The sequence below is a fragment of the Nonomuraea wenchangensis genome, assembly GCF_900111685.1.
Classification (GTDB): Bacteria; Actinomycetota; Actinomycetes; order Streptosporangiales; family Streptosporangiaceae; genus Nonomuraea; species Nonomuraea wenchangensis.
Genome location: NZ_FOHX01000008.1, coordinates 387,899 through 411,679, shown reverse-complemented (window position 1 = coordinate 411,679; position 23,781 = coordinate 387,899). Strand labels below are relative to the sequence as shown.

General features: G+C 73.4%; 23 protein-coding genes. 10 read left to right on the top strand and 13 right to left on the bottom strand.

All coding sequences use genetic code 11. From position 1 onward, the window contains the following. Positions 1-10: 10 nt before the first annotated feature. The 4 genes from cydB to BMW85_RS26115 all read left to right on the top strand — a co-directional run bounded on the left by cydB (position 11) and on the right by BMW85_RS26115 (position 3,419). Complete coding sequence (gene cydB, locus BMW85_RS26130; protein WP_091086240.1) at positions 11-982, top strand: cytochrome d ubiquinol oxidase subunit II; 972 nt, start codon at positions 11-13, stop codon at positions 980-982. Between the two features lie 83 nt (positions 983-1,065). Next, the gene (locus BMW85_RS26125; protein ID WP_143082405.1) at positions 1,066-1,878 is read left to right on the top strand and encodes a hypothetical protein; all 813 of its coding nucleotides are present in this window, start codon (positions 1,066-1,068) and stop codon (positions 1,876-1,878) included. 93 nt (positions 1,879-1,971) lie between these two features. Continuing rightward, on the top strand, positions 1,972-2,865 hold the full coding sequence (locus BMW85_RS26120; protein WP_091086237.1) for an ABC transporter permease: 894 nt from the start codon (positions 1,972-1,974) through the stop codon (positions 2,863-2,865). A gap of 83 nt (positions 2,866-2,948) precedes the next feature. After that, positions 2,949-3,419 (top strand): VOC family protein, encoded by a 471-nt coding sequence (locus BMW85_RS26115; protein ID WP_218155930.1) that lies wholly within the window; start codon positions 2,949-2,951, stop codon positions 3,417-3,419. Positions 3,420-3,432: 13 nt separating this feature from the next. On the opposite strand, the gene BMW85_RS26110 is transcribed toward BMW85_RS26115, so the two are convergent. Further along, complete coding sequence (locus BMW85_RS26110) at positions 3,433-4,014, bottom strand: helix-turn-helix domain-containing protein (RefSeq protein ID WP_177240889.1); 582 nt, start codon at positions 4,012-4,014, stop codon at positions 3,433-3,435. Positions 4,015-4,106: 92 nt separating this feature from the next. Here BMW85_RS26110 and BMW85_RS52355 point away from each other — a divergent pair, with 92 nt between their 5' ends. Next, positions 4,107-5,762, top strand: coding sequence for a bifunctional NAD(P)/FAD-dependent oxidoreductase/class I SAM-dependent methyltransferase (locus BMW85_RS52355; protein WP_342743437.1), 1,656 nt, complete (start codon positions 4,107-4,109; stop codon positions 5,760-5,762). A gap of 57 nt (positions 5,763-5,819) precedes the next feature. Continuing rightward, positions 5,820-7,130: an FG-GAP repeat domain-containing protein gene (locus tag BMW85_RS26100; RefSeq protein ID WP_091086232.1), complete on the top strand. Its 1,311-nt coding sequence runs from the start codon at positions 5,820-5,822 to the stop codon at positions 7,128-7,130. Here BMW85_RS26100 and BMW85_RS26095 read toward each other — a convergent pair. The 11 genes from BMW85_RS26095 to BMW85_RS26045 form a co-directional block, all read right to left on the bottom strand. Further along, complete coding sequence (locus BMW85_RS26095; protein WP_091086230.1) at positions 7,120-7,974, bottom strand: alpha/beta fold hydrolase; 855 nt, start codon at positions 7,972-7,974, stop codon at positions 7,120-7,122. The two genes, BMW85_RS26100 and BMW85_RS26095, sit on opposite strands and share 11 nt — an antisense overlap. Further along, complete coding sequence (locus BMW85_RS26090; protein ID WP_091086228.1) at positions 7,971-8,594, bottom strand: PadR family transcriptional regulator; 624 nt, start codon at positions 8,592-8,594, stop codon at positions 7,971-7,973. Before BMW85_RS26090 ends, BMW85_RS26095 begins: the two co-directional genes overlap by 4 nt. 46 nt (positions 8,595-8,640) lie before the next feature. After that, entirely contained in the window at positions 8,641-8,838 is a 198-nt protein-coding gene (locus BMW85_RS26085) for a hypothetical protein (protein ID WP_143082404.1), read from the bottom strand. Between the two features lie 143 nt (positions 8,839-8,981). Beyond that, complete coding sequence (gene manA / locus BMW85_RS26080; RefSeq protein ID WP_245775068.1) at positions 8,982-10,154, bottom strand: mannose-6-phosphate isomerase, class I; 1,173 nt, start codon at positions 10,152-10,154, stop codon at positions 8,982-8,984. 88 nt (positions 10,155-10,242) lie between these two features. Continuing rightward, a complete protein-coding gene (locus BMW85_RS26075) occupies positions 10,243-11,469 on the bottom strand; it encodes a cytochrome P450 family protein (protein ID WP_091086221.1) in 1,227 nt (408 codons plus the stop codon). Between the two features lie 3 nt (positions 11,470-11,472). Further along, complete coding sequence (locus BMW85_RS26070) at positions 11,473-12,564, bottom strand: NAD(P)/FAD-dependent oxidoreductase (RefSeq protein ID WP_091086219.1); 1,092 nt, start codon at positions 12,562-12,564, stop codon at positions 11,473-11,475. Further along, positions 12,561-13,502, bottom strand: coding sequence for a cucumopine synthase-related protein (locus BMW85_RS26065; RefSeq protein WP_091086216.1), 942 nt, complete (start codon positions 13,500-13,502; stop codon positions 12,561-12,563). The genes BMW85_RS26070 and BMW85_RS26065 overlap by 4 nt, the downstream gene beginning before the upstream one ends. Positions 13,503-13,592: 90 nt before the next feature. After that, a complete protein-coding gene (locus tag BMW85_RS26060; RefSeq protein ID WP_091086214.1) occupies positions 13,593-15,008 on the bottom strand; it encodes an RICIN domain-containing protein in 1,416 nt (471 codons plus the stop codon). A 24-nt stretch (positions 15,009-15,032) separates the two neighbouring features. Then, positions 15,033-15,854: a carbohydrate ABC transporter permease gene (locus BMW85_RS26055; protein ID WP_218155929.1), complete on the bottom strand. Its 822-nt coding sequence runs from the start codon at positions 15,852-15,854 to the stop codon at positions 15,033-15,035. Positions 15,855-15,874: 20 nt separating this feature from the next. After that, entirely contained in the window at positions 15,875-16,825 is a 951-nt protein-coding gene (locus BMW85_RS26050; RefSeq protein ID WP_091086211.1) for a carbohydrate ABC transporter permease, read from the bottom strand. Then, a complete protein-coding gene (locus BMW85_RS26045) occupies positions 16,822-18,108 on the bottom strand; it encodes an ABC transporter substrate-binding protein (protein WP_091086210.1) in 1,287 nt (428 codons plus the stop codon). The genes BMW85_RS26050 and BMW85_RS26045 overlap by 4 nt, the downstream gene beginning before the upstream one ends. 216 nt (positions 18,109-18,324) lie before the next feature. Between BMW85_RS26045 and BMW85_RS26040 the strand changes: the two genes are divergently transcribed. The 4 genes from BMW85_RS26040 (at position 18,325) to BMW85_RS26025 (ending at position 23,098) form a co-directional block, all read left to right on the top strand. After that, a complete protein-coding gene (locus BMW85_RS26040; protein WP_091086207.1) occupies positions 18,325-19,401 on the top strand; it encodes a LacI family DNA-binding transcriptional regulator in 1,077 nt (358 codons plus the stop codon). 33 nt (positions 19,402-19,434) lie between these two features. After that, positions 19,435-20,427, top strand: coding sequence for a hydroxyacid dehydrogenase (locus tag BMW85_RS26035; protein WP_091086387.1), 993 nt, complete (start codon positions 19,435-19,437; stop codon positions 20,425-20,427). Then, positions 20,427-22,070: a heparinase II/III domain-containing protein gene (locus BMW85_RS52050; protein WP_091086205.1), complete on the top strand. Its 1,644-nt coding sequence runs from the start codon at positions 20,427-20,429 to the stop codon at positions 22,068-22,070. The genes BMW85_RS26035 and BMW85_RS52050 overlap by 1 nt, the downstream gene beginning before the upstream one ends. 116 nt (positions 22,071-22,186) lie before the next feature. Continuing rightward, on the top strand, positions 22,187-23,098 hold the full coding sequence (locus BMW85_RS26025; protein ID WP_177240887.1) for an ornithine carbamoyltransferase: 912 nt from the start codon (positions 22,187-22,189) through the stop codon (positions 23,096-23,098). A 2-nt stretch (positions 23,099-23,100) separates the two neighbouring features. Here the strand turns inward: BMW85_RS26025 and BMW85_RS26020 are convergent, their stop codons facing one another. Continuing rightward, a complete protein-coding gene (locus BMW85_RS26020; protein ID WP_091086201.1) occupies positions 23,101-23,781 on the bottom strand; it encodes a GvpL/GvpF family gas vesicle protein in 681 nt (226 codons plus the stop codon).

Genomic DNA, 23,781 nt, shown 5'->3' with positions numbered 1-23,781 from the left:
CTAACCGGCCATGGAACTCACCACCGTCTGGTTCTTGCTCATCGCCGTGCTGTGGACCGGCTACTTCGTCCTGGAGGGCTTCGACTTCGGCGTCGGCATCCTGCTGCCCTTCCTCGGCGGCGGCGACGGGGAGCGCCGCACCATCGTCAAGACGATCGGCCCCGTCTGGGACGGCAACGAGGTGTGGCTGCTCGTCGCCGGCGGCGCCACCTTCGCCGCCTTCCCCGAGTGGTACGCCACCCTCTTCAGCGGCTTCTACCTGCCGCTGTTCCTCATCCTGCTGGCGCTGATCGTGCGGGGCGTGGCCCTGGAGTACCGCGGCAAGAGCGACAGCACCAAGGGCTGGGACCGCGCCTTCTTCTGGGGCTCGCTCGGCCCCGCCCTGCTGTGGGGCGTCGCCTTCGCCAACATGGTGCGGGGCGTGCCGCTCGACGCCGACCACGAGTACACCGGGACGCTGTTCACCCTGCTCAACCCGTTCGCGCTGCTCGGCGGCCTGGCCATGCTGCTGCTCTGCACCCAGCACGGCGCGGTCTTCCTCGCCCTGCGCACCACCGGCGAGCTGCGCAAGGGCGCGGCCAGGATCGCCGCCGCGCTCGCGCCGGCCACCGTCGTCGTGGTCCTCGTCTTCCTCCTCATGGCGCGGGCCGGCGTCCTGTCCTGGGTGGCGGTCGCCGTGGCCGCGGTCGGGCTCGCCGTCGCGCTGATCGCCACGCTGCGCGGGCGCGACGGGTGGGCCTTCACCGGCAGCGCTGTGGCCATCGCCGCGTTCGTCGCCACCCTGTTCACCAGCATGTGGCCGAACGTGCTGCCCGCCCTCGACCCGGCCAACAGCCTCACCGTGACGAACGCGGCCTCCTCGCCGTACACGCTGACCGTGATGACCTGGGTGGCGGCCGTCTTCACGCCCGTGGTGCTGGGATACCAGGCGTGGACGTACTGGGTGTTCCGCCGCCGGCTGACGGGGGCGTATTCCGCCTGAAGTCCCGGCACGGTGGGGCTTCAGGCTGGCAGGGTAGGACCCCCGACGGCAGGCGTTGAACCCCCACCCCCAGGAGGCATGACATGACAGCACGCACCGGCCGCGCCGTGGTCCTGCTGATCGCGCTGGGGTCGGCCGTGGCGGGCTGTGGCGGCGAGCCGGGCCGCACCTCGTCCCCTGCCGTCTCGTCCCCCGCCCCTCCCTCCACGACCCCGCCCTCGGCGACGTCACCCTCGGCGGGCTCGCCCGCCGGGACCTCCCCGCCGCCGACGTCCCGTGACCTCGTGGCCGGGCGCTACCAGCCGCTGTGGCCGTTCGCCGACGCCGCGGCGGCGGAGGCGTGGCGGAGCCGCCACCGCGAGGACGGCGCCGGCGCCTGGCACCTCGACCCGGCTCGGACCGCGGTCCGGTTCGCCCGCGACCACCTCGGCTTCAGCGAGATCGACCGCGCGGTGAAGACGAACCTCGACGGGGCCCACGCCCGCGTGCACGTCGGCCTGGCCGCCGAGGATGGCCCGCGCCCGATGGTCGCCGCCGTCGTCCACCTGGTCCGCTACGGGGAAGGCGCGGACGCCCCCTGGGAGGTCGTCGGCACCGACGACACCACCTTCTCCCTCACCACCCCCGAGTACGGCGCCTCCGTCGGCTCCCCGATGACGGTCGGCGGCCGGATCACCGGCGTGGACGAGAGCATCCGCGTCCAGGTGCGCCGTCCCGGCGGCGACAAGGCGCTCGGCGAGCACTGCTGCGTGGGCGCGGGCGGCGAGAAATCCCCTTGGTCGGCCAGGCTCACCTTCAGACCGGCGCCCGGCACGACGCTGACCGTCGTGGCCTCCACCGGCGGCCACGTCGCCGAGGTGGAGCGCTTCGCCATCACCGGCGTGACCGTCCCCTGACGCCGCGCCGCCCGTCCACGGCCATAAGCAGGGAAGACACGCGAGTCCCTTGCTAGCATCCCCGGTTGTCGGACCGTCGCGACCGAGGTGCCCATGAGCCAACTGGAAGAGACCGCGCCCGAGAGCGGGTCGCTCGCCGAGCTCGCCAGGAAGCACGGGCTGCGCCCCGCCATCGCGCGCCCCCGCTTCCCCGCCTACCTGCGCCAGCTCTGGGAACGCCGCCATTTCATCCTGACCTACGCCACCTCGCGCAACGTCTCGAAATACTCGGGGTCGGCGCTGGGGCAGTTGTGGCAGGTCCTCACGCCGCTGCTGAACGCGGCCATCTACTATGTGATGTTCGGCCTCATCCTGGGCGGCAGCAAGAACATCCCGAACTATCCGGCGTTCCTGCTGACCGGGATGTTCGTGTTCACCTACACGCAGCGCACGGTCACCGCGGGGGCCAGATCCATCTCCGGGAACCTGTCCCTCATCCGGGCGCTGCACTTCCCGCGGGCCTCGCTGCCGCTGGCGTACACGATCCAGGAGCTGCAGCAGCTCGCCGTCTCGATGGGGGTGCTGCTGGTCATCGTGCTCATCACCGGGGAGCCGATCAGCTGGTTCTGGCTGATGGTCCCGGTGGTCCTGCTGCTGCAGACGATGTTCAACATCGGGGCGGGGCTGGTCATGGCCCGGCTCGGGGCGTCCCTCCGCGACCTCGGCCAGCTCCTGCCGTTCATCATGCGCACCTGGCTGTACGCCTCGGGCGTGTTCTTCGCCATCCACGACAAGGTCGTCGGCTCGGCCGGGCTGCCCGAGTGGGTCGCCACGGCGATGTACCTCAATCCGGCGGCCTCGTTCATCGAGTTCATGCGCGACCTGCTCCTCGACCGTCACACGCCCCCGTCCATGGTGTGGCTGTCGTGCCTGTGCTGGGCGGTGGTCACTCTTGTCGGCGGGTTCTGGTACTTCTGGCGGGCCGAGGACCGCTACGGACGCGGCTGACCGGCCCGCCGGGGATGATCGCGCGGCCCGCGCGGGTTGCCGAGGGGGAAGCATCCGCACACTCGCCCACTGAGGAGCACGCATTGAGCACGCACGCCGAGGACCGCGGCCCCGTCCGCCAGCTTCGCCTGGTCGTCGAGGTCGAGGACTACGATGCCGCGCTGGCCTTCTACCGCGACGTCCTGGGGCTGCCCGAGGAGGCGGCCTTCTCCACCGGCGACGGCGCCCGGGTGGCGATCCTCGACGCCGGCCGGGCCACCCTGGAGATCGCCAACCCGGCGCAGAAGAAGATGATCGACGAGGTCGAGGTGGGGCGGCAGGTCGCGCCCAAGTTCCGGGTGGCGTTCGAGGTGGACGACTCGCGCGGCACGACCGAGCGGCTGGTCGAGGCCGGCGCGAGCGAGGTGGCGCCGCCGACCGTCACCCCGTGGCAGTCGCTGAACGCCCGTCTCGACGCGCCCGGCGGCATGCACATCACCATTTTCCAGGAGCTGCAGGCCGCCGAGGAGCGCCAGGCGCTGGACGGCTTCGGCACCGACGACACCCGCGGCTGACCCCGCACCGGGGCTATTTGGGGGCAGGACGGGCGCGTACGTGCATGCGCTCGCCCTGCGGCCCGAACAGGGCCAGCACCTCGGCCGGCTCGTCGCCCGGGTTGTGGAAGGCGTGCGGGGTGCGGGTGTCGAACTCCGCCGCCTCGCCCGCCTTCAGCACCACCTCGTGCGGGCCGAGCAGCAGCCGCAGCCGCCCCGAGAGCATGTAAAGCCAGTCGTAACCCTCGTGGACCCGCTGCTCGGGCACGAAGCCCGGCCAGCCGGGCGGGTAGATCAGCTTGACCGCCTGCAGCCCGCCCGGACTGCGGCTCAGCGGGATCCAGGTCACGCCGTTGCGCTTGACCGGCCGCATGGTCACCCGCGGATCGCCCGTGACGGGCGCGCCCACCAGCTCGTCGAGCTGCACCTGGTGGGCGCGGGCCAGCGGCAGCAGCAGCTCCAGAGTGGGCTTGCGGTGCCCGGACTCCAGCCGCGACAGCGTGCTGACCGAGATGCCGGTGCTCTTGGACAGCTCCGCCAGCGTCACGTCGCGCTCCTGGCGCAGGGCACGCAACCGCGGCCCCACCGACTGCAGCGTCTCGTCTAGGTCCTCCACCCTCTCGATTTTGCCATTCCGGCAACGAAGTTTGTCAATTCGGCCGCTGATCGCGGACAGTGGCGTCACGACGCGACGCGGAAGGAACCGAAGTGGTGGACACGAAGTACGACGTGGTGATCGTGGGCGGCGGGGCCGCCGGGCTGAGCGGGGCGCTGACCCTGGGGCGGGCGCGGCGCAAGGTGCTGGTCGTGGACGCGGGCCGGCCGCGCAACGCCCCCGCCCAGGGCGTGCACACCTTCCTGACCAGGGAGGGCGTGCCGCCGCACGAGCTGCTGGCCATCGGCCGCGAGGAGGTCACCGGGTACGGCGGCGAGATCGTCACCGGGACCGTCGTCGCGGCCGAGCGCCTGGGCGGCGAGGAGCCGGGCCCGTTCCGGGTGACGCTGGCGGACGGATCGACGGTCGTGGCCGAGCGGCTGCTGCTGGCCACCGGCCTGGTGGACGAGCTGCCGGACGTGCCGGGCCTCGCCGAGCGGTGGGGGAAGGACGTGCTGCACTGCCCGTACTGCCATGGGTGGGAGGTGCGCGACCGGGCCATCGGGGTGCTGTCCACCGGGCCGCTGGGGGTGCACCAGGCGCTGCTGTGGCGGCAGTGGAGCGAGCGGGTGACGTTCTTCCTGCACGACGGGCCCCGGCCGGACGACGAGCAGCGCGAGAAGCTGGCCGCGCGGGGCGTCACCGTGGTCGAGGAGCGGGTGGCCGGCCTGGAGAACGGCGAGGGCGGGCTGACCGGGGTGCGGCTGGACGGCGGGCGGGTGGTGGCGTGCGAGGCGCTCGCCGTCGGCACCCGGCTCAGCGTCCGCGCCGACCTGCTGCCCGGTCTGGGGCTGGAGACGGCGGAGCTGGTCATGGCCGGGCACGTCATCGGCACCCACGTGCCCGCGGACGCGACCGGCGCCACCGGCGTGCCGGGCGTGTGGGTGGCGGGCAACGCCGTCAACGTGACCGACCAGGTCATCGCGGCGGCGGCGGGCGGCGTACGGGCGGGGGCGGCCATCAACGCCGACCTGATCGAGCAGGAGACCCGCCGCGCCGTCGCCGCCCGCCGCGCGGCCGGCCATGACCCGAAGAACCAGCACGGTCACGGTCACGGGCACGGGCACAGCGGCTTCGAGGTGCCCGAAGGGGTCACGGCGGAGGAGTTCTGGGACGGCCGCTACGGCGAGCAGGACCGTATCTGGAGCGGCGCGCCCAACGTCGCCCTCGTCCGCGAGGTCACCGGCCTGCCGCCCGGCCGCGCCCTCGACCTCGGCTGCGGCGAGGGAGCCGACGCCGTCTGGCTGGCCCAGCGCGGCTGGCGGGTCACCGCCGCCGACATCTCCCAGGTGGCGCTGGACCGCGCCGCCGAGGAGGCGGAGCGGGCGGGCGTGGCCGACCGGATCGAGTGGCGCCGCCACGACCTGGCGACGTCCTTCCCCGACGGCTCCTACGACCTGGTCAGCGCGAGCTACCTGCACTCCCCGGTGCAGTTGCCGCGCGAGGAGGTGCTGCGCAAGGCCGCGGCGGCCGTCGTGCCCGGCGGGACACTGCTGATCACCGGTCACCTGGGCTGGCCGTCCTGGATGGAGCAGCCACCCGTCGAGGTCGCCTTCCCGACGCCGGGCGACGTCCTCGACGCGGTCGAGCTGACCGGGCCCGGGTGGGAGGTGCTGACCTGCGAGGAGTTCACCCGCGAGCGCAGCGCGCCCGACGGCACCCCCGGCACCCACGCGGACTACGTGATCAGGGCCCGCCGGCGCCCTTGAGCGCCGTTCCCTCGACGGGGGAGCGTGACGTCCTGGATTGCGGCATAGTGGGCCGACATGGTGAGGAAGCTGGGCGTCGCCCTCGTGGCGTTGACGCTCGCCGGCTGCGCCGCCTCCCGCCCTGCCGCGTCACCGGCCCCGTCCGCGGCCGGCGCGTCCTCCCCGGTCATGGTCACCCCGGCCGCCTCGCCGTACCCGCGGCCGGAGCCGCGGTGCGGCGGTGACGGGGTGCCCGGCGACCTCGACGGCGACGGCTACGCCGACCTCGCCTTCGTCTGGCGGGGCGCCACGGGCGAGCCGCTGGAGCGGGGGCAGCTCGTGGTGGTGCGGGGATCGCCGCGCGGGCTCGATCCGTCCACGGCGCGGGTCGAGGGCGACGGGAGCATGTCCGGTGAGGCGGTCCCGCAGCTCGCGGATCTCGACGGCGACGGCTGCGCCGACGTCGTCATCAGCGACGCCGCGTTGTCGATCTTCTGGGGCGGGCAGGGTCCGGCCACCGTCCTGGCCTTCGACGGCGGCTCCGGCGTGGCCGACCTCGACGGCGACGACGCGATCGACCTCATGGCGGTCGACAAGGGCGACGGCGCGGACCGCTCGCGGCTCGTCCTCCTCCACGGCCCGTTCACCAGGTCCGGCCGACCGGCCCGCGAGACGAGCCGGCCGCTGCCCGAAGGCGAGTGGCCGGGCCGGCTGGTCACCGACCCGCACGGGCCGGGCGCGGTCCTGTACGGACCCGACGACGGCGAGCAGGCCCGCGCCTGGCTCCTCGCCGGCGGCGAGTTCCGCGAGGTGGCCACGGGCAGTTCGGCCGTGTTCGGCGACTTCGACGGCGACGGCCGCCGCGACGTGGCGATCGGCGACAGCGGAGCGCGCAACGACGAGCCCGGCTTCGAGACGGAGGCCCCGTCCGTCGACGGCGTCACCCGCGTCTTCCACGGCCGCGGCGGCGAACCGCAGATCCTCACCGGCCTGCGCGGCGGCCTCGCCTCCGGAGACCTGAACGGTGACGGCCGGGACGACCTCGTCTCCGGCGAGGTCGCCGCCTCCGCCCGCGCCACCGGCCGGGCGGAGATCCTGACCGGCTCCCCGCAAGGACTGCGCCGCCCCGGCCTGGTCGTCACCCACCGGGGCCCCGACCGGACCCCCGAGGGGAAGCGACTCAAGGAATGGCGGTCAGGCGTGGTGACGACCTGGTCGGTGGCCGACCATGACGGCGACGGCAAGGCCGAGCTGCTCCGCGTCTGGCGCGGCGGCCTGGGCTTCGCCCGCTTCTGGCGGATCGACGCCGAGGGCAGGACCCTGCAGACGTTCGACCTCGCGGGCAGGGGCGAGGAGACCCGGCACAGGGAAGGCGGGATCAGGCAGTAGTGCCGACGTCCCCCGTCAGGGAGGCGTCCAGGACGTCGCGCAGCGCGCGGGCGAACCCCGTGGGATGGGTGACGTAGCCCGCGTGCCCGCCGGGAAAGGTGACCGCCCGCAGGCCCAGCCGCCCGGCCAGGGCGAGCGCGGCGTCGTGGGCGAGCTGCCCGGCCGACTGCTCGCCCGCGGCGAGCACGATCCGGGCCGCGCCGCCCCGCAGGGCGGCCACGTCGGGCAGGTACGTGGCGGTCGCCGACGCGTGACGGGCGAAGAAGAAGTCGGCGTTCGCCTGCATGCGGCCCAGTTTGGATCCCATGTCCGCGGCGGCCTCCGCGCTCTCGGCGGCCGGTCCCTCGGGCATCCGGTCCAGCCCGGAGCCGGCGACATAGGTGGCCAGCGCCGCCGCGACGCCGCCCGCCCGGTAGCTCTCGCCGACCTCGCGGGCCAGGTCGCGGCGCGGGTCGCCGTCCGGCAGGGCGTTCAGCGCGGGCGGCTCGTGCGCGACCACGGTGTCCACCAGGTCCGGCGCCGCCGCCGTCAACGCGAGAGCGACCTGGGCGCCGGCGCTCGTGCCGAACACCCGTACGCGCCCGTCCCCCGTAAGGGCCAGGAGCAGCCGCAGGGCGTCATCGGCGTGGGTCTCGACCGTGACGTCCGCCGGAGGACCGTCGAGCGCGCTGCGGGAGTTGCCCCGCGGGTCGTAGGAGATGACGGTGTATTTGGCGGTCAGGTGAGGCAGGAGGCCGGCGAAGTCGCGGGCGTCGTCGGTGCCGCCGGGGATCAGCAGCAGCGCCGGGCCCGAGCCCGCCACCTCGTAGTGGAGTCCCACGCCGGGCAGGCGCAGCTCGCTCATCGGTCACCGTCCTCGGCCACGAACGCGCTCCGCACGGCCAGCCGCCACGGCTCGTCCCAGGTGAGACGGCCGGCGCGCAGGTCCTCCACGACGCCGCGCACCCACTCCAGCTCGGTGCGCAGCAGCAGGCGGCGGCACTCCTCCTCCAGCAGGAACAGCCGCGGCGGGCGCGGCTCGGCGGTCATGAGCGCCTCGGTGGCGGCGAGGTCGGCGGCCAGGTGGTCGGCCCGGACCCGCAGGTGGTGGAGGGCGTCGTCGGGGGTGAGGCCCGCGAGCACGGACAGCGCGGCGAAGAACTCGGGGAACTCGGCGCCGGTCGTGGTGAGCATCTCGCGCAGCCAGCGGGCGCTGGTCTCGCGGCCTTCGTCGGTGATGGCGTAGACGATGCGGTCGGGGGCGCCTTCGCCGCTGACGGACTCGCGTGCCTCCACGAGCCCGTGCCGGGCGAGGCGTTCCACGCTCTGGTAGAGGCTGGCCCGGCGGCGGACGTTGACCACGCGGGCCTTGCCGTACTGCTCGATGAGTTTCTGCATGCGGTAGACGTGCATCGGCTCCTCGTTGAGGAGCCCGAGCACGATCAGTCCCAGCGCGGAGCGCGGGACGGTCTCCCTGGGCGGCATAGCCATAGTATGGCTAGCCATGATCTGACTAGCAAGAGCGGGACGTTCAGAGGGTGGGGGCCAAGGGCCGGTCGTCCTCGCGGGCGCGTACGCGCTCGTCGAGCCCTTCCATCGCGCGGACGAGGGCCAGGTTCGCCGCGCTGAGCGTGCGCACCTGCTCCTCCAGCTCGGAGAGCCGCTTCTTGACCGCCAGCAGTTCGACGTCGAGAGCGGGCGTGTCCATGAGCATGCGACCACCAACCATGATCGGTTCACCTCCGGGAAACGGGGACACCATGATGATGGCCGGGCGGTGGAACCTGGGGGTAGCGGCGAAGGGCCGCAGGCACCGGGACTTACGGCACTGTTCGCCGCGGATGAAGCTGCATCGTCGAGATGCCCGGTTTGTCAAGCTCCTGGGGTCGCCCGGTAGGTCGTCCCCTTACCCTCTAGGAGGGTGTTCGAAACCTCCGCCGGGAGGAAAGCCGACTCTCCGGGGCGCAGCGCCGCGACGCCGTCCAGCCGGGCCTCGCCCTCGACGCAGACCACGATCTGCGGCACGCCGCCGGGCAGCTCGTGCGCCCGCTCGCCGTCGAGCTCGTGCCGGGCCAGCGCGAACTCCGGCGCGGGCGGCAGATAGCGGTGCTCGCCGGGACCGCCCCGCTCGGCGGCCACGCGGTGCGGCTCGCCGGGCGCGAAGCCGACCACCCGCATCAGCTCGGGCACGTCGATGTGCTTGGAGGTCAGGCCGCAGCGCAGCACGTTGTCGGAGTTGGCCATGATCTCGACGGCGACGCCGCCGAGGTAGGCGTGCGGCACGCCGGCCCCCAGGTAGAGGGCCTCGCCGGGGGCCAGCTCCACGTGGTGCAGCAGCAGGGCGGCGGTCACGCCGCGGTCGCCGGGGCAGGCGCGGGCGATCTCCGCGTACGGGGCCAGCTCAGGATCGCCGGCGGCGAGCAGCGCGCGCTCCACCTCCGCACGCAGCGGCGCGGCGGCGTCGCCGAGCATCTCGGCGAAGACCGTCCGCAGGGCCGCGGCCGGCTCGCCGTCACGCAGCGCGCCGATCCAGGGTCGCAGGCCGGGCACGCCGAGCCGGTCGAGCAGGCCGGCGGTGGCGGCGGGGGAGCGGAAGCCGCACAGCCCGTGGAACGGCGTGACGGCGCACACCATCTCCGGCTTGTGCGAGTCGTCCTTGTAAGTGCGCTCGCGCGCGTCGAGCGGGATGCCCCGCGCGTTCTCCGCGGCGTAGCCGGCGCGTGCCTGCTCGGCGCTGGGATGCACCTGCAGCGACAGCGGGCGGGCCACGGCCAGGATCTTGAGCAGGTAGGGGAGCCGCCCGCCGAAGCGCCCGGCGGTGCCGGGGCCGAGGGCGGCGGCCGGGTCGGCGGCGATGACGGCGTCGAGCGGGACGCCCCCGACGGTGGAGGGCGCGCCGGGATGGGCGCCCATCCAGAGCTCGGCCTGCGGCTGTCCGGTCGGCTCCGTGCCGAACAACTCCGGCAGAGCGGTCACCGATCCCCAGTCGTAGGGGCGGATGGTGGTCGCCAGGCGCATCGGAGCGCGCAGATCGGGCTGAGACACGGTAAGAGGCTATCGCCCTCGGCCGGCCGGGGCGCCGGAGGAACCCGTTCCTCCGGCGCCGCTGCCGCCCGGTAGGCGCCGCTGCCGTCTACCGGGCGCGGGGCCCGAGGACGACCGGCATCGTACGGGTGCTGTTGCCGAGCAACGTGTCGATCTGCCGCAACTCGTCCCGCGGCCCGGCGGCCCTGATCGCCGGGAAGGCCGTGAACAGGGCCCGCAACGCGATCTCCGCCTCCAGCCGGGCCAGCGGCGCGCCCAGGCAGAAGTGCGGCCCGTGCCCGAAGGCCAGGTGCGAGGCCGGCGGATCGGTGACGTCGAAGCGGTCGGCGTCCGCGCCGAACTGCTCCGGGTCCCGCCCGGAGGAGGCGAAGCAGGCCAGCACGGCCTCGCCCGCCCGCAGGTGCACGCCGTCGATCTCGACGTCGCGCTTGGCGTACCGGAACGGGAAGTAGGCGATCGGCGAGTCCCAGCGCAGCGTCTCCTCCACGGCCGCGCTGAACGGGCACCGGCCCGAGCGCACCAGGGCGAGCTGGCCGGGCGTGTGCAGCAGCGCGCCGACGGCGTTGGTGATGAGGTTGACGGTCGTCACGTGGCCGGCGATGAACAGCAGGTCGATGGTGGCGATCAGCTCGTCCTCCGAGAGCCTGCCGCCGTCCTGCTCGCGCAGCCTGATCAGGTCGGTGATGATGTCCTCGCCGGGCGAGCGCCGCCGCTCCTCGATGATGCGGTGCAGCAGCGCGTGCAGCTCCTCGCGCACCCGCGGGCCGTCCGTCAGGTCCGCGCTGACGTGCGCGACCGCGTCGGTCAGCTCGTGCATCCGCTCCTGATGGGCCGGCGGGATGCCGATCATCTCGGAGATGACGTCACGCGGCAGCGGATAGGCGAAGCGCGCCCGCAGGTCCACCGGCTCGTGCGCGGGCAGGGTGGCGAGGTCGTCGATCAGCGCGCCGGTCAGCGCCTCGATCTTGGGCCGCAGGCCCTGCACCCGGCGCGGGGTGAAGCCGGCGGCGAGCGGCGTGCGCAGCCGCCGGTGCTCCTCGCCGTCGGCGTTCAGCATGGAGATGTCGGTGACGATGCGGTCGATGGCGGTGCCCGGCGGCAGTTTGGAACGTTCCAGCGGGTCCCAGTACTGGATCTCTCTCGTGAGGTCGGGATGGGTGAGGACGGTCATCAGGGTGGCGTACCTGGTGGCCGCCCAGGCGTCCACGCCCTCGGCGGTCACCGGCACGAGCGGTCCTGCCGCGCGCAGCCGCTCGTTGTCGGCGTGCGGGTCCTGGGCCGCGGGATCGATGATGAAACGCACGAGCTCGGTCATAGGTCATCCCGTTCGTTGTCTGCCGACCGCGAAGGCGGTCACGTCGATGCCGGGGTCCTGGTCGAGGTAGAGGTCGCGGACGAGCTCGCCGGCGGCCGGCGCGTTGCACAGGCCGTGGCCGGAGAAGCCGGTGGCGTACAGGAACGCCGGGGGCCCCGGCAGGTGGCCGATGAAGGCGCGCCGGTCCGGGCTGGCGTCGCGCAGCCCGGTGACGGCCGGGTGCAGGGCCGGCTCCGACAGTCCCGGGTACGTCTCCGCGAACCGCTCCGCCACCTCGCGCCGCCACGCCTCCCGGTCGGGACCCGGATACCCCATCCCGACCAGCAGCCGGTCGCCGCGGGTCCGCGACAGCAGGCCGCTCGCCGCGTGCAGGGTGCACGGGATCTCCGGCGTGCCGGGCGGCAGCGGATCGGTGACCAGCAGCTCCTGCTCGATGGGTTCGGTCATCGGCAGGTCCACGCCCGCGCCGCGGACGAGGGCGGGCGACCAGGCGCCGGCGGCACAGATGACCGCCTCGGCCGTCAGCTCGCCGCCGTCCTCGGTGAACACCCGCCCGGCCGAGGAGTCGATCCTGGAGACCGGGCGGTCGGTGATGAGCGTGGCGCCGGAGCGCCGGGCCGCCTCGGCGTAGGCCGTGACGATGGCGGCGGTGTCGGAGACGTACGCCTGCGGCGACCAGGCGGCGGCCACCAGCGGGAGGTCGCCGAGGAGCGGGTTGCGCTCCCTGGCCTCCTCCACGTCGATGAGCCGCACGTCCACGCCCGCCCGCCGCTGCGCGGGCAGGTCGGCCTCGAAGGCGGCGACCTGCTCGGGCGTGGAGAACAGGACGAGGTAGCCGACCTGCCGCAGCGGCAGGTCGGCCCCCGGCCGGACCGGGAAGGCCCGGTAGGCGTCCAGGCTCCGTACGGCCAGCGCCGAGCTGACGGGGTTGCCGGCGAAGTACGACCGGACCACGTCGGCGGTGGCGCGCGAGGCGCCGGAGCCGAGCGCGCCGCGTTCGAGCAGCGTCGTCTCGACTCCGGCCTCCGCGAGATGGTAGGCGATCGACAGGCCGATGACGCCGCCGCCGATCACCGCCACGCGCGTGTCGGTCATACGTGGGCCTCCACGCGGCGCAGGCTGTCGCCCGCCTCCCACGGGAACAGGTGCAGGTTCCACCCGCCGAGGCAGTTGCAGTAGAGGGCCATGGTGGCCATCACCGACATGAAGTCGACGTGGTCGTTGACGCGGTCGAGGTTGTCCAGGAGCCGCCGGGTGAATCCCCACAGCGTGTCCAGGCCGCAGTAGCCGAGGAACTCCGCCGGGGTGTGGGCCAGCAGCCGGGTCATCTGCCGCAGCCACGGCATCGGCATGCCCTCGATGGCGGCGCGGACGAGGCCGCCGTAGCAGCTGTAGCCGAGCGGGCGGGTCTCGCCGTTGACGAACAGCAGCGTGGTCAGGACCGTCTCGTAGCTCCCGGCGCGGGAGGCGATGCGGCCCTGGTGCAGGTCCACCAGCTCGCGCGGCGGGTCGAGCCAGATGCGCTCGGTCTCGGCGTGCACGTCGGAGATGAGCGCGTTGACCTGCGGGTCGCCGACCGGGAGCCGGGGCAGCCGGTGCCCGCCGGTCTCTCCGGCGCGGCGCACCTCGGCGATGACGGGCTCCTTGGTGGTGTAGACGGCCCGCCAGACCTCGCGGCCCGCCTCGATCAGGCCGTCCAGGTGCTCGGGCAGCACCTGGCCGATGGGTGTGGCGGTCATGGGTTCGGTGAGCTCGCCGTACTTGATGCCGAGGTGCTGCAGGCGCGAGCAGAACAGGGTCCCGTCCGGGACGGTGCGCCGGTCCACGCGGTGCTCCGCGGGCGCGTGCAGCAGCGAGTGGACCGGTGCGACGTGGTAGAGGTGGTGGCCGGCGACCAGGGCGTGGCCCTGAAGGCTCCGGTACGGCAGCGCGTCCCAGAAGCACTGGGCGAGGGCCGGGTTCCGCTGGTCGAGTTCGGCGGCGACGGTGATACCGAGGCCGGGCCAGGCTATTTCCACGAGCTTCTCGTTCACAATTTGTCACTCTAACGTCACAAATTGTGCCGATTCGGGCGGGGGTGGGCCTTTTACCAGGTCATGACCGCCTCCTGGGACGAGCCGCCCCTACAACGGGGTGCGCAGGAACTGCTGGTTCTGGCCGCCGTTGCACGGATACTGCTTGAACTGCACGTCGTCGGCCTGCGACGAGGACGGCAGGTCCGCGCACTTGCCCGAATGCCTGGCCACCAGCCGCACGTACCCGCCGCCCGCGTCCTGCGGCGACCACTGCTGGTTGGCGCCCGAGCCGCAGGTGTACTGCTGGATCGCGGCCCCGTCGGCGGTGCTCTGCCCGTTCACGTCCAGGCACTTGCCCGAGTGCCTGGCGACGACCTGCACGTAGCCGCCGCTCACCGACTGGATCCGCCACTGCTGGTTGAAGCCGCCGCCGCAGGTGTACTGGATGACCGCGGTCAGGTTCGCGCCGGAGGCGTTGCGCACGTCGGCGCACTTGCCCGAGTGGCGCACGGTCAGCCGGTCGTGGCCGGAGCCGACCGCGGTGATCGTGCCGGCCGCCGCGTCCACGGTCAGCTCCCGCGCGTACGACAGGCTCATCGACATGGCCGAGGGGAACTGGATCGGCAGCCACACGTACCGCGAGTCGTTGACCGGCCCGCCCCACGCCCCGGCCCACCGGTCGCCCAGATACAGGTAGGAGGTGCCGGACGTGCCCTGCACCGGCAGCACGTACGCCGGCTGCGAGCCGAAGGTGGTGGCGTCGCCGACGTCCTGCCAGGCGCTCCAGGAGCCGGTGATGGCGGTGGCGGTGGCGTACCTGGCCTGGTTGGGCTGCCAGCCGGTGGCGCCCGAGGTCAGCATGAAGTACACGCCGCCCCGCTTGAACAGCGCCGGGGCCTCCCGGTGGTCGCCGTCCCACATCCGTACGAGCGACGCGACGTCGGTGAAGTCGGCGGTCAGCCGGTAGACGTGCAGGTCGTAGTTCTCGTTTGCGGCCGAGATCATGTAACCCGCGCCGTCGGTGTCGGTGAAGGTCGTGATGTCGCGCGACATGTGCCCGAGCGGCCGGAAACTCCGCAGGTAGGTGTAGTTCCCGTCCACCGTGTCCGACACGGCGACCGCGGCCCGTGCCTCGCCGTAGTCGCTGCCGTTCTCCTTGTGCATCCACATGACGAACCGGCCGGTCGCCGCGTTGTACATCACCTTCGGCCGCTCGATGTTGGCCACCCGCAGCTCGGCCGCGCTGGACTGGGTGAGCACGTGGTTCCTGAACTCCCAGCTCCGCAGGTCGGCCGACCGGTAGGCGGAGACGTAGCGGAAGGTGCCGTCGGCGTTGCGGTTCTCGCCGAACCAGTAGTAGTACGAGCCGACCTTGAGCACCCCGCCGCCGTGCGCGTGCAGCGCGCCGCCCGAGGTGTCGGTGAAGGCCGCGCCGACCGGCACCGTCACGGGTGCGGCACGGGCGGGCGGCGCGGGCAGCAGGATCAGTAACAGCCCGGCCAGCAGGGGCAGCACACGGGACATGGGAAGCTCCTTCGAAAAGGGGAGTCAGCCTTTGACGCCGGTGAGCAGGACGCCCCGCACGATCCAGCGCTGGGCGACGAGGAAGAGCACGACGAGCGGCAGGATCGCCACCAGCGCGCCGGCGAACAGCGCGGGCAGGTTGAGCGCCTGCTGGTTGAGGTTGGTGGACAGCGCCACCTGGACCGTCCAGTACTCCGGGTCCTGGCCGATCACCAGCGGCCACAGGAACGCGTTCCAGTGCTCGATGAACGACAGGATGCCGAGCGAGGCGAACAGCGCCCCCGAGTTCGGCAGCGCCAGCCGGACGTACAGCCCTATGTAGCCGAGGCCGTCCACCCGCCCCGCGTCCTCCAGCTCGCGCGGGAAGCGCAGGTAGAAGCCGCGGAACAGCAGCACCGCGAACGCGCTGAACAGACCGGGCGCGATCAGCCCCCACAGCGTGTTGACCCCGCCCATCGACCCGACCACGACGAACGTCGGGATGAACGTGGCCGCCCCCGGCACCATCATGGTGGCGATGATGAAGAAGAACACCGGCCGCGCCGCCGCCACCGGGATGCGGGCCAGCCCGTACCCGGCCATCGAGGCCAGCAGCGTGGCGAGCGGCGCGGAGATCGCCGAGATCAGCGTGGAGTTCCCGAGCGCGTGCGCGAGCGGCACCGCGTCGTTGCCGAAGGCGTCGGCGAACCCCTGGAACGTCACCGTCTCCGGCCACCAGTGCCAGTCGAGCGAGCCCAGCTCCCGCCGGGTCATCAGCGCGTTGCGGACCAGCAGGTAGAACGGCAGCAGGAACGGCACCGCGAAGACCACCACCGCCGCGTACGAGCCCAGCCGCAGCCTCCTCACCGGGCCTCCTCCTCGGCCGCTCACCGGGCCTCCTCCTCGGCCGTCCTGCCGAACCCGGCGAAGCGCCCCTGCAGCAGCGTGAACGCCACGATCAGCGCCGTCACCACGAACGCGCCCGCCGACCCCGCACCGTAGTTCTGCTCGCCGAGCGCGGTCTGGAACAGGTAGATCAGCGGCGTGCGGCCGTCCGCGCCGCCCAGCCCCGACAGGTTGGAGGCCAGGATGTTGTAGAACTCGTCGAACGCCTGGAACGCGTTGATGATCAGCAGCAGCGTGACCGCCACCGACGTGTTGCGCAGCATGGGCCAGGTGATGTGCCGGAACAGCGTCCACTCGGAGTGGGCGCCGTCCACCCGCGCGGCCTCGTAGAGCTGGGCGGGCACCTGCTGGATCCCGGCCAGGAACAGGATCATGTAGAAGCCGGTCTGCAGCCACAGCCGCACGGTGACCAGCACGATCCAGTACAGCGGCGGATCGACGGTGGCGACCCAGCCGATGGCGTCCTCGTGGCCCAGCAGGTAGGCCAGGCTGTTCGCCACCCCCGACGGCGTGCCGTTGAACAGGCTCATCTTCCAGATCAGCGCGCCCACCACGTACGACACCGCCGCCGGCACGAAGAACGTGGTGCGGAACAGCGCCCGCCCCCGCCGCAGCCGGTTCACCAGCACCGCCAGCCCGAGCGCCAGCGCGAACGTCACCGGCACGATGAACAGCGTGAACAGCAGGATCGTCACCAGCGACCGGGTGAAGGCCGGGTCCGACAGCAGCCGCCGGTAGTTCTCCAGCCCGTTCCAGGAGCCCAGGCTGATCGTGCCCCGGGCGTCGTTGAAGCTGAGCAGCAGCCCCCAGCCGATGGCGACGTACTTGAACAGGAACAGCCCCGCCACCATCGGCAGCGTGAGCAGGACGAACGCGCGCCAGGCCGGCCAGCGGCCGGTGCGGAGCCTGGCGAGGCCGGCCGTGGTCGTCATAGCACGGGCACCTTGTCCAGGATGTCCTGCGAGCGTCTGGCCGCCTCGGCGAGCGTCTTCGCCGGGTCGGCGCCCTTCTTGACGATCGCGGTGACGGCGTCGGTGTAGGGCTGGCGCACCTCGGCGGTCCAGAGCGCCGGCTGCTTGACGCCGTGCGCGGCGACCGCGTCCATCACGGTCTTGGCCGGACCGCTGGTCAGTTTGTCCGCCTTGGCGGCGGCGCTGACGCGGGGCGGGACGTGGAAGCCGTAGGCGAGGCTCCAGTCGGTCTGCGCGGCGGTGTTCTCCACCCACAGCCAGCGCACGTACCTCTTGGCCGCGTCCAGGTTGCTGCTCTTGCCGTTGACGACCTGCACCCAGCCGCCCATGTTCACCACCGGGCGCCCGCCCGGCCCGAACGCCGGCAGCGCGAAGGCGTCGAAGTCGTCGCCCAGGGCCTCGGTCATGCCGGGCACCGCCCACAGGCCCACCCACTGCATGGCCGCCGCACCGTTGATCAGCGCGCCCGGGTCCCACCAGTCGGTCGAGTAGCCCTGCAGCGTCGTCTTCGCGTCGTAGAGCTCCTTCAGCCCGATCAGCGCCTCGACCACCTTGGGGTCGTCGTAGGTGATCTTCCGGTCGTCGATCAGCAGGTTGCCGTTCGACCAGGGCACCATCGTGTTGAGCGCGCCGACGCCGTCGTTGCCGGCGAACAACCCCTTCTGCTTGCCCGCCGTCAGCTTCTTCGCCGCCGCGACCAGCTCGGGGAAGCTGCCCGGCACCGCCACCCCCGCCTTCTGGAACAGGGACTTGCGGTAGAACAGCAACATCGGGTCGATGATCATGGGCACCGCGTAGACCTTGCCGCCCCACGTGTACGGCGCCAGCACCTTCGGGTCGAAGTCGGACTTCTCCGCGCCCAGCACCTCGTCCAGCGGCGTCACCTGGCCGGCCTTGACCATGTTGGGGCTGACGTCGTTGACCTCGTACACGTCCGGGCCGTCGGCGGTCAGCACGGCGGCGGTCCACTTGGTGGCGTAGTCGCCGGGGATCCACGAGACCTTGACCGCGATGTCGGGGTTGGCCTTGGTGAAGTCGGCCGCGTACCGCATCGCCGCCTGCTGGGTGCCCTCCTCGCCGTACTCGTGGTACCAGTGGTTGAGCGTGATCTTCGGGGCGCCCCCGGCGGCGGGGGTGGACTTCGTCTTGGCGAGAGGATCACCGCCGCAGGCGGCGACGGCGGCGCCGGCGACGAAGAGCACGGATCCTCTGAGCAGTCCGCGCCGGGTGAGTGGTCCGTCCATCGAGGCCACCTCTCTGGGGGGAAGGATCGGGGCCGATGCCAGGTAACCGGTTACTTCAGACGTCGTGAGCCGGACGGTAAACGCGATCGACGCGGCGAGTCAACACGCTGTTAACTTTTCGTTACAAACGCGCCGCACGTGGGGTTGACGGCGGAAAGCGGATCTCTTACCGTCCAGGACAGCGATCAGGTAACCGGTTACCAGCAGGAGGCCCGCATGACCGCTTCCAACCGCGTCACCATCAGGGACGTGGCCAAGCGGGCCGGCGTCTCGGTGGCCACGGTGTCCCGCGTGCTCGGCGGCGAGTACCCGGTGCTCGCCGCCACCCGCAACAAAGTCGTCCGGGCCGTGCGCGAGCTCGACTACGTCCCCAACGCCCACGCCCGCGCCCTGTCCGCCGCCCGCCCCGGCGCCATCGCCATCGTCGTCAACAGCGTCGCCGTCCCCTACTACGCGCTCATCGCCCAGGGCGTCGAGGAACAGGCCGCCCAGGAGGGACGGCTCTCGCTCATCTGCACCACCGGCGGCGACACCGGCCGCGAGCTGTCCATCGTGCGGCTCCTGCGCGAGCAGCGGGCCGAGGCCGTCATCCTCGTCGGCAGCGTGGTCGTCGACGACGAGTACCGCGAGCGCATGACCGAGTACGCCCACGCGCTCGCCGCCGCCGGCTCCCGCCTGGTGCTGTGCGGCCGGCCGCCGCTGGGGGAGGGGGTGCCGGCGCTCGTCGTCGGCTTCGACAACACCGGCGGCGCGCACGCCGTCACCGCCCACCTGCTGTCGGCCGGCCACCGCAGGATCCTCTACCTCGGGCTGCGGCCCGGCCACACCACCTCCGACAGCCGCGTGGCCGGCTACCGCGCCGCCCTCGCCGAGCACGGCGTCCCCGCCGACCCGGATCTGGAGGTGGAGGCCGAGTTCGACCGCGAGGCCGGCTACGCCGCCATGCGCCGCCGCCTCGCCGCCGGCCCGCCGTCCTTCACCGCCGTCTTCGCCGGCAACGACCTGGTGGCCGCCGGCGCCATCCAGGCGCTGCGCGAGCACGGGCTGCGCGTGCCCGATGACATCTCGATCGTCGGCTACGACGACGTCCCCCCGGCGCAGGACCTCGACCTGACCACGGTGCACCTGCCCCACGACGAGCTTGGGCGCACCGCGGTCCGGCTGGCGCTCGGCCGCCTCACCCCCGGACCGCCCTCCTCCGGTCCCATGGACGGCGCCGGCTCCGCCCGCGTCCTCACGCTCGGCACACACATCGTGGTCCGCGGCTCCGTACGACGCCTCGGACCCCGGTGATCCCGCGATGACGGCCTGGGCGGCGGGGCGATGATGCCGCGTGTGGCGTTCGCCATGCAGCCGCTTCTGCTGCCCGAGCTGTTCCCCCTCGACCTGATGCGCCGGCTGGCCGCGGTCGCCGGGATCGCCGGCGGCGTGATCGACTCCTTCGACGGCCCGCTCGACGCCGACATCCTCATCACCGGCTGGGGCTGTCCGCGCATCGACGCCGCCGTGCTCGCGTCCGCGCCGCGCCTGCGCGCGGTCGTGCACGCCGCCGGCAGCGTCAAAGGGCACCTGACGCCGGCCGTCTTCGAACGCGGCATCGCGGTCTCCTCGGCGGCGGCGGCCAACGCGGTGCCGGTCGCCGACTACACCCTCGCCATGCTCGTCCTGGCCGCCAAGCAGGCGTTCGCGCGGGCGCGGGCGTACGCGGCGGCCGGCTGGTCCGGCGACGCCCTGCCCGGCGTGGCCACCCCCGGCGACGGAGGCGGGCTGACCGGGGCGACCGTCGGCGTCGTCGGCGCCTCCCGGGTGGGCCGGCTGGTCATCGCACGGCTGCGCGGGCACGGGGCCGACATCCTGCTCAGCGACCCGTACGTCGGCCCGGACGAGGCCGCCGCGCTCGGCGCCCGGCACGTGCCGCTCGACGAACTGTGCCGGCGGGCCGAACTGGTCACCCTGCACGCGCCGGAACTGCCGGAGACCCGTCACCTGCTCGACGGGCGCCGCCTCGGGCTGCTGCGGGACGGCGCGGTCGTGGTCAACACCGCCCGTGGCGCGCTCATCGACACCGCCGCCCTGGTCCGCCACTGCGCGAGCGGGCGTATCAGCGCCGTGCTCGACGTGACCGAGCCCGAGCCGCTGCCCCATGGGCATCCGCTGCTCGGGCTGCCCAACGTGCTCGTCACCCCGCACATCAGCGGGGCGCGGGGGCGGGAGCTGCGGCGGCTCGGGGAGTTCGCGGTCGCCGAGGTCGAGCGCCTCGCCCACGGCCACCCCCTCCACGGCGCCGTCCACCCCTCCGACCTCCCCCACATCGCCTGATGCCCACCCCGTTCCCCTTGCCTGCCGGCCTGGAGCGGTTCGTACGGGAGGTGCGGGTGGAGGCGGTGCGGGCGCGGGAGACGGAGGCGCCTGCGCTGACCTCCGCCCTGTGGCGGCGCTTCGCCGAGTCCGGCGACCGGCTGGCGTACGAGGCCGTCTACTTCGAGCGGCGCCGCCGCCTGGCCGCCCTCCTCCTGGCCGCCCACCTGGACGGCCGCCCCGACCCGGCGCTCGACGACCTCCTCGGGTCCGTCTGCGACGAGCACACCTGGATCCTGCCCGCCCACGCCCCGGACGGCGACGACCCGGCGGACCGGGAGCGGCACGTGGACCTGTTCGCCGCCGAGACCGCCCACACCCTGGCCGAGGCGGTCGCCCTCCTGGGAGACCGGATCGCGCCGGCCGTACGCGCCCGCGTCCGTGACGAGGTGGACCGGCGCGTGCTCGCGCCCGTGCAGGACCGCCGCTGGTGGTGGGAGACGTGCGCGCACAACTGGGCCGCCGTCTGCGCCGGCGCGGCCGGGATGGCCGCCCTGGCCCTGGACTCCGGCCGGCTGTCCGCCCTGCTGCCGCGCGTCGAGGCGGCCCTGGCCTCGTACCTTTCAGGGGCCGCGCCCGACGGCGCCTGCCTGGAGGGCCCCGACTACTGGGCCTATGGTTTCGGGTATTTCGTCTACTTCGCCGAGGCGCTGCGCGCACGCACCGGCCGCGACCTGCTGGACGACCCCCACGTACGCGCCATGGCCGCCTACCCGGCGGCCATCGACCTCGGCGGCGGCCACCGCCCGGCCTTCGCCGACGCGAGCGGGCGTGGGACGTACCCGGCCGGGCTGCTCGACCGGCTGGCCGGACGCCTGGACGTCCCCGTGCCCGCCCGGCCGGGGGACGGGCCGTCCTTCCACGACGACCCCTGCTACCGCTGGGCGCACCTCAGCCGAACGCTCTGGTGGACGACCGGAGCGGTCCGTCGCGCGCCGGCCCCGCAGGCGTTCCTCCCGCACGCGGGGATCGTCGCCGCCCGCGCCGCGGGGAGCGCGTTCGCCGCGAAAGGCGGCCACAACGACGAGCCGCACAACCACCTCGACCTCGGCCACTTCGTCCTGTACGCGGACGGCGAGCCGATCCTGGACGACCTCGGCGCGCCCGAGTACACCCGCGACTACTTCGGCCCGCTCCGCTACCGCACCCCGCAGGCCGCCGCGGACTGGCACTCGGTCCCCCTGATCGACGGGGCGGCCCAGCTCCCGGGACGCGAGCGCGCCGCGCGGGTCGTCGCGCACGTCCCCGGCGACCCGCTGCTGCTCGCCCTCGACCTCACCGCCGCGTACGGCACGCCGCGCCTGGCCCGCCTCGTCCGCACCTTCACCTGGCGTCCCGGCCGGCTCGACGTCGCCGACGACTTCGCCTTCCACGGCGGGGAGTGCCGGGTGGAGGAGGTGTTCGTCTCGCGCCGCCGCCCCGTCGTGGGCCGGGGAACGGTCTCGTGGGGGCCGGTGACGCTCCGCGTGCCGGAACCGTGGCGGGCGTCGCCGGAGGAACTGGAGGTGCGCGGCCACGACGGCCGCCCGGAGACCGTCCATCGGGTCCGCCTGACCGCTTCCATCCCCACCGGCACCTGCGTTTTCACCTTCCGGCTGCCGTAGGGACGAAAGTCCGTCCATTTGGTTTCCTTAGCCTCCGTACTGGTGGGTAGTTCCAGTGGTGCGCTGGGATGGCGAACCCTCTTCGCCCGCGTCGCCCGCCGAGAGGAGCGGCCCCTGTGAGGCACCTGCTGCGCATCGCCGACCTGGACCGGCACGAGCTGAGGTTCCTGCTCGACCGTGCCGACCACTTCAAGGCCCGGCCGCTCGCGGCGCCAGGGCTGCTGCGCCGGCGTACCGTGCTGATGTACTGCACGCGGCCGTGCGCCCGCATCCGCGTCCCGATCGAGACGGCCGTCTCCCGGCTGGGAGGGACCCCGTTGCACGCCGCACCGGGCCGGGGGCGGCCTGGCCATGCGGGGCGCCTGGGGGAGCCGTCCCAGATGATCGGCGCGTACACCGCGCTCGTGGTGCTGCAGATCTGCGACGACGCCGAGGCGGTCAGGTTCGCGCGGGCGGCGCACGTGCCGGTGCTCAACGCGCTGACCGACGCCCACCACCCGCTCCAGACCCTCGCCGACCTCATGACCCTCCGCGAGCACCTCGGCGACCTGCGGGGCCGCAAGCTCGCCTGCGTCGGCCCGGCCTCGAACGTCACCCACAGCCTCATCGAGGCCGTCGCCCTGACCGGCCTGACCCTGGCCGTCGCGGCCCCCGAAAACGAAGGGCCGGACCCCGCCGTCCTGGCCAGGGCCGAGGAGGCCGCCTCCGGCGGCGGGAAGGTGATCGTCACCCCCGACCCGTACGAGGCGGTCAAGGAGGCCGACGCCGTCTGCACCGGCGCCTGGCCCGTCTCCGCGGCGGCGACGGCGGCGCTCATCCCTTACCGGGTGACCGCCGACCTGCTCTCCGCGGCCGGGCCCGACCCGATCTTCCTGCACCACCTGCCGCTCCGCCGCGGGGCCGAGGTCGAGGCCGCCGTCGTCGACGGGCCCGCCTCGCGGGTGCTCGCGCAGGCCGGCAACCTGCTGCCCGCCGCGCAGGCCGTCATGGAGGCGCTGCTCACCAACCGCCTGGCCGCCTCCCGCTGACCTCAGCCGGACGGCTTGTGATCGGACTTGTGATCGGCCTGGTGATCGGAGGGTGTGAAGTCGTACGGGGCCAGCGGGCCGAACAGGCGCAGCTCGATCCGGCCCGCCCAGCCTTCGGCCAGGGTGTCCAGGGCGCTCTCCAGCTCGCCGGCCCGGCGGGTCTCGGCGAGGACCGCCAGCCGGGCCGTGTCCCGCCTGCCGGTCGGCCGGCCCGGCGACAGGCGTACCGAGACCGGGGTCAGCGCCTCGACCAGGGCGCGTACGTCGGGCTCGCGCGGCCGTTCCTGGTCGGGGTAGCGCAGCTCGACGAGGTACTCGGCCCGTCCCTCCAGCTCCCGGAGGGTGTGGGCGAACTCGTCGTGACGCGGCTTCAGCAGGTCGTCCAGGATCGCCGTCCGGTCCGGGACGACCGTCCCGCAGGGGAGCGGGAACACGGGGACCTCGGCGGCGACGGCGTCCAGCAGGTCCTCGTGCGCTGCCCCGTCGGCAGGCCGGGGAGTGGTCCGGTCCGTCTCGCTCACGAGGGCGGCGATCTCGCGGTGGCGGATCACCCGCATGGTGCCGGGCTCGCCGACGCCCTGCGCGTGCTCGTCCACCTCGACGTCGGCGGGGACGATGCCGTACACGTAGAGGGCGGGCGCCCGAAGGCGCGCGCCCTGGCTCTGCTCACCCGGCACCGGCAT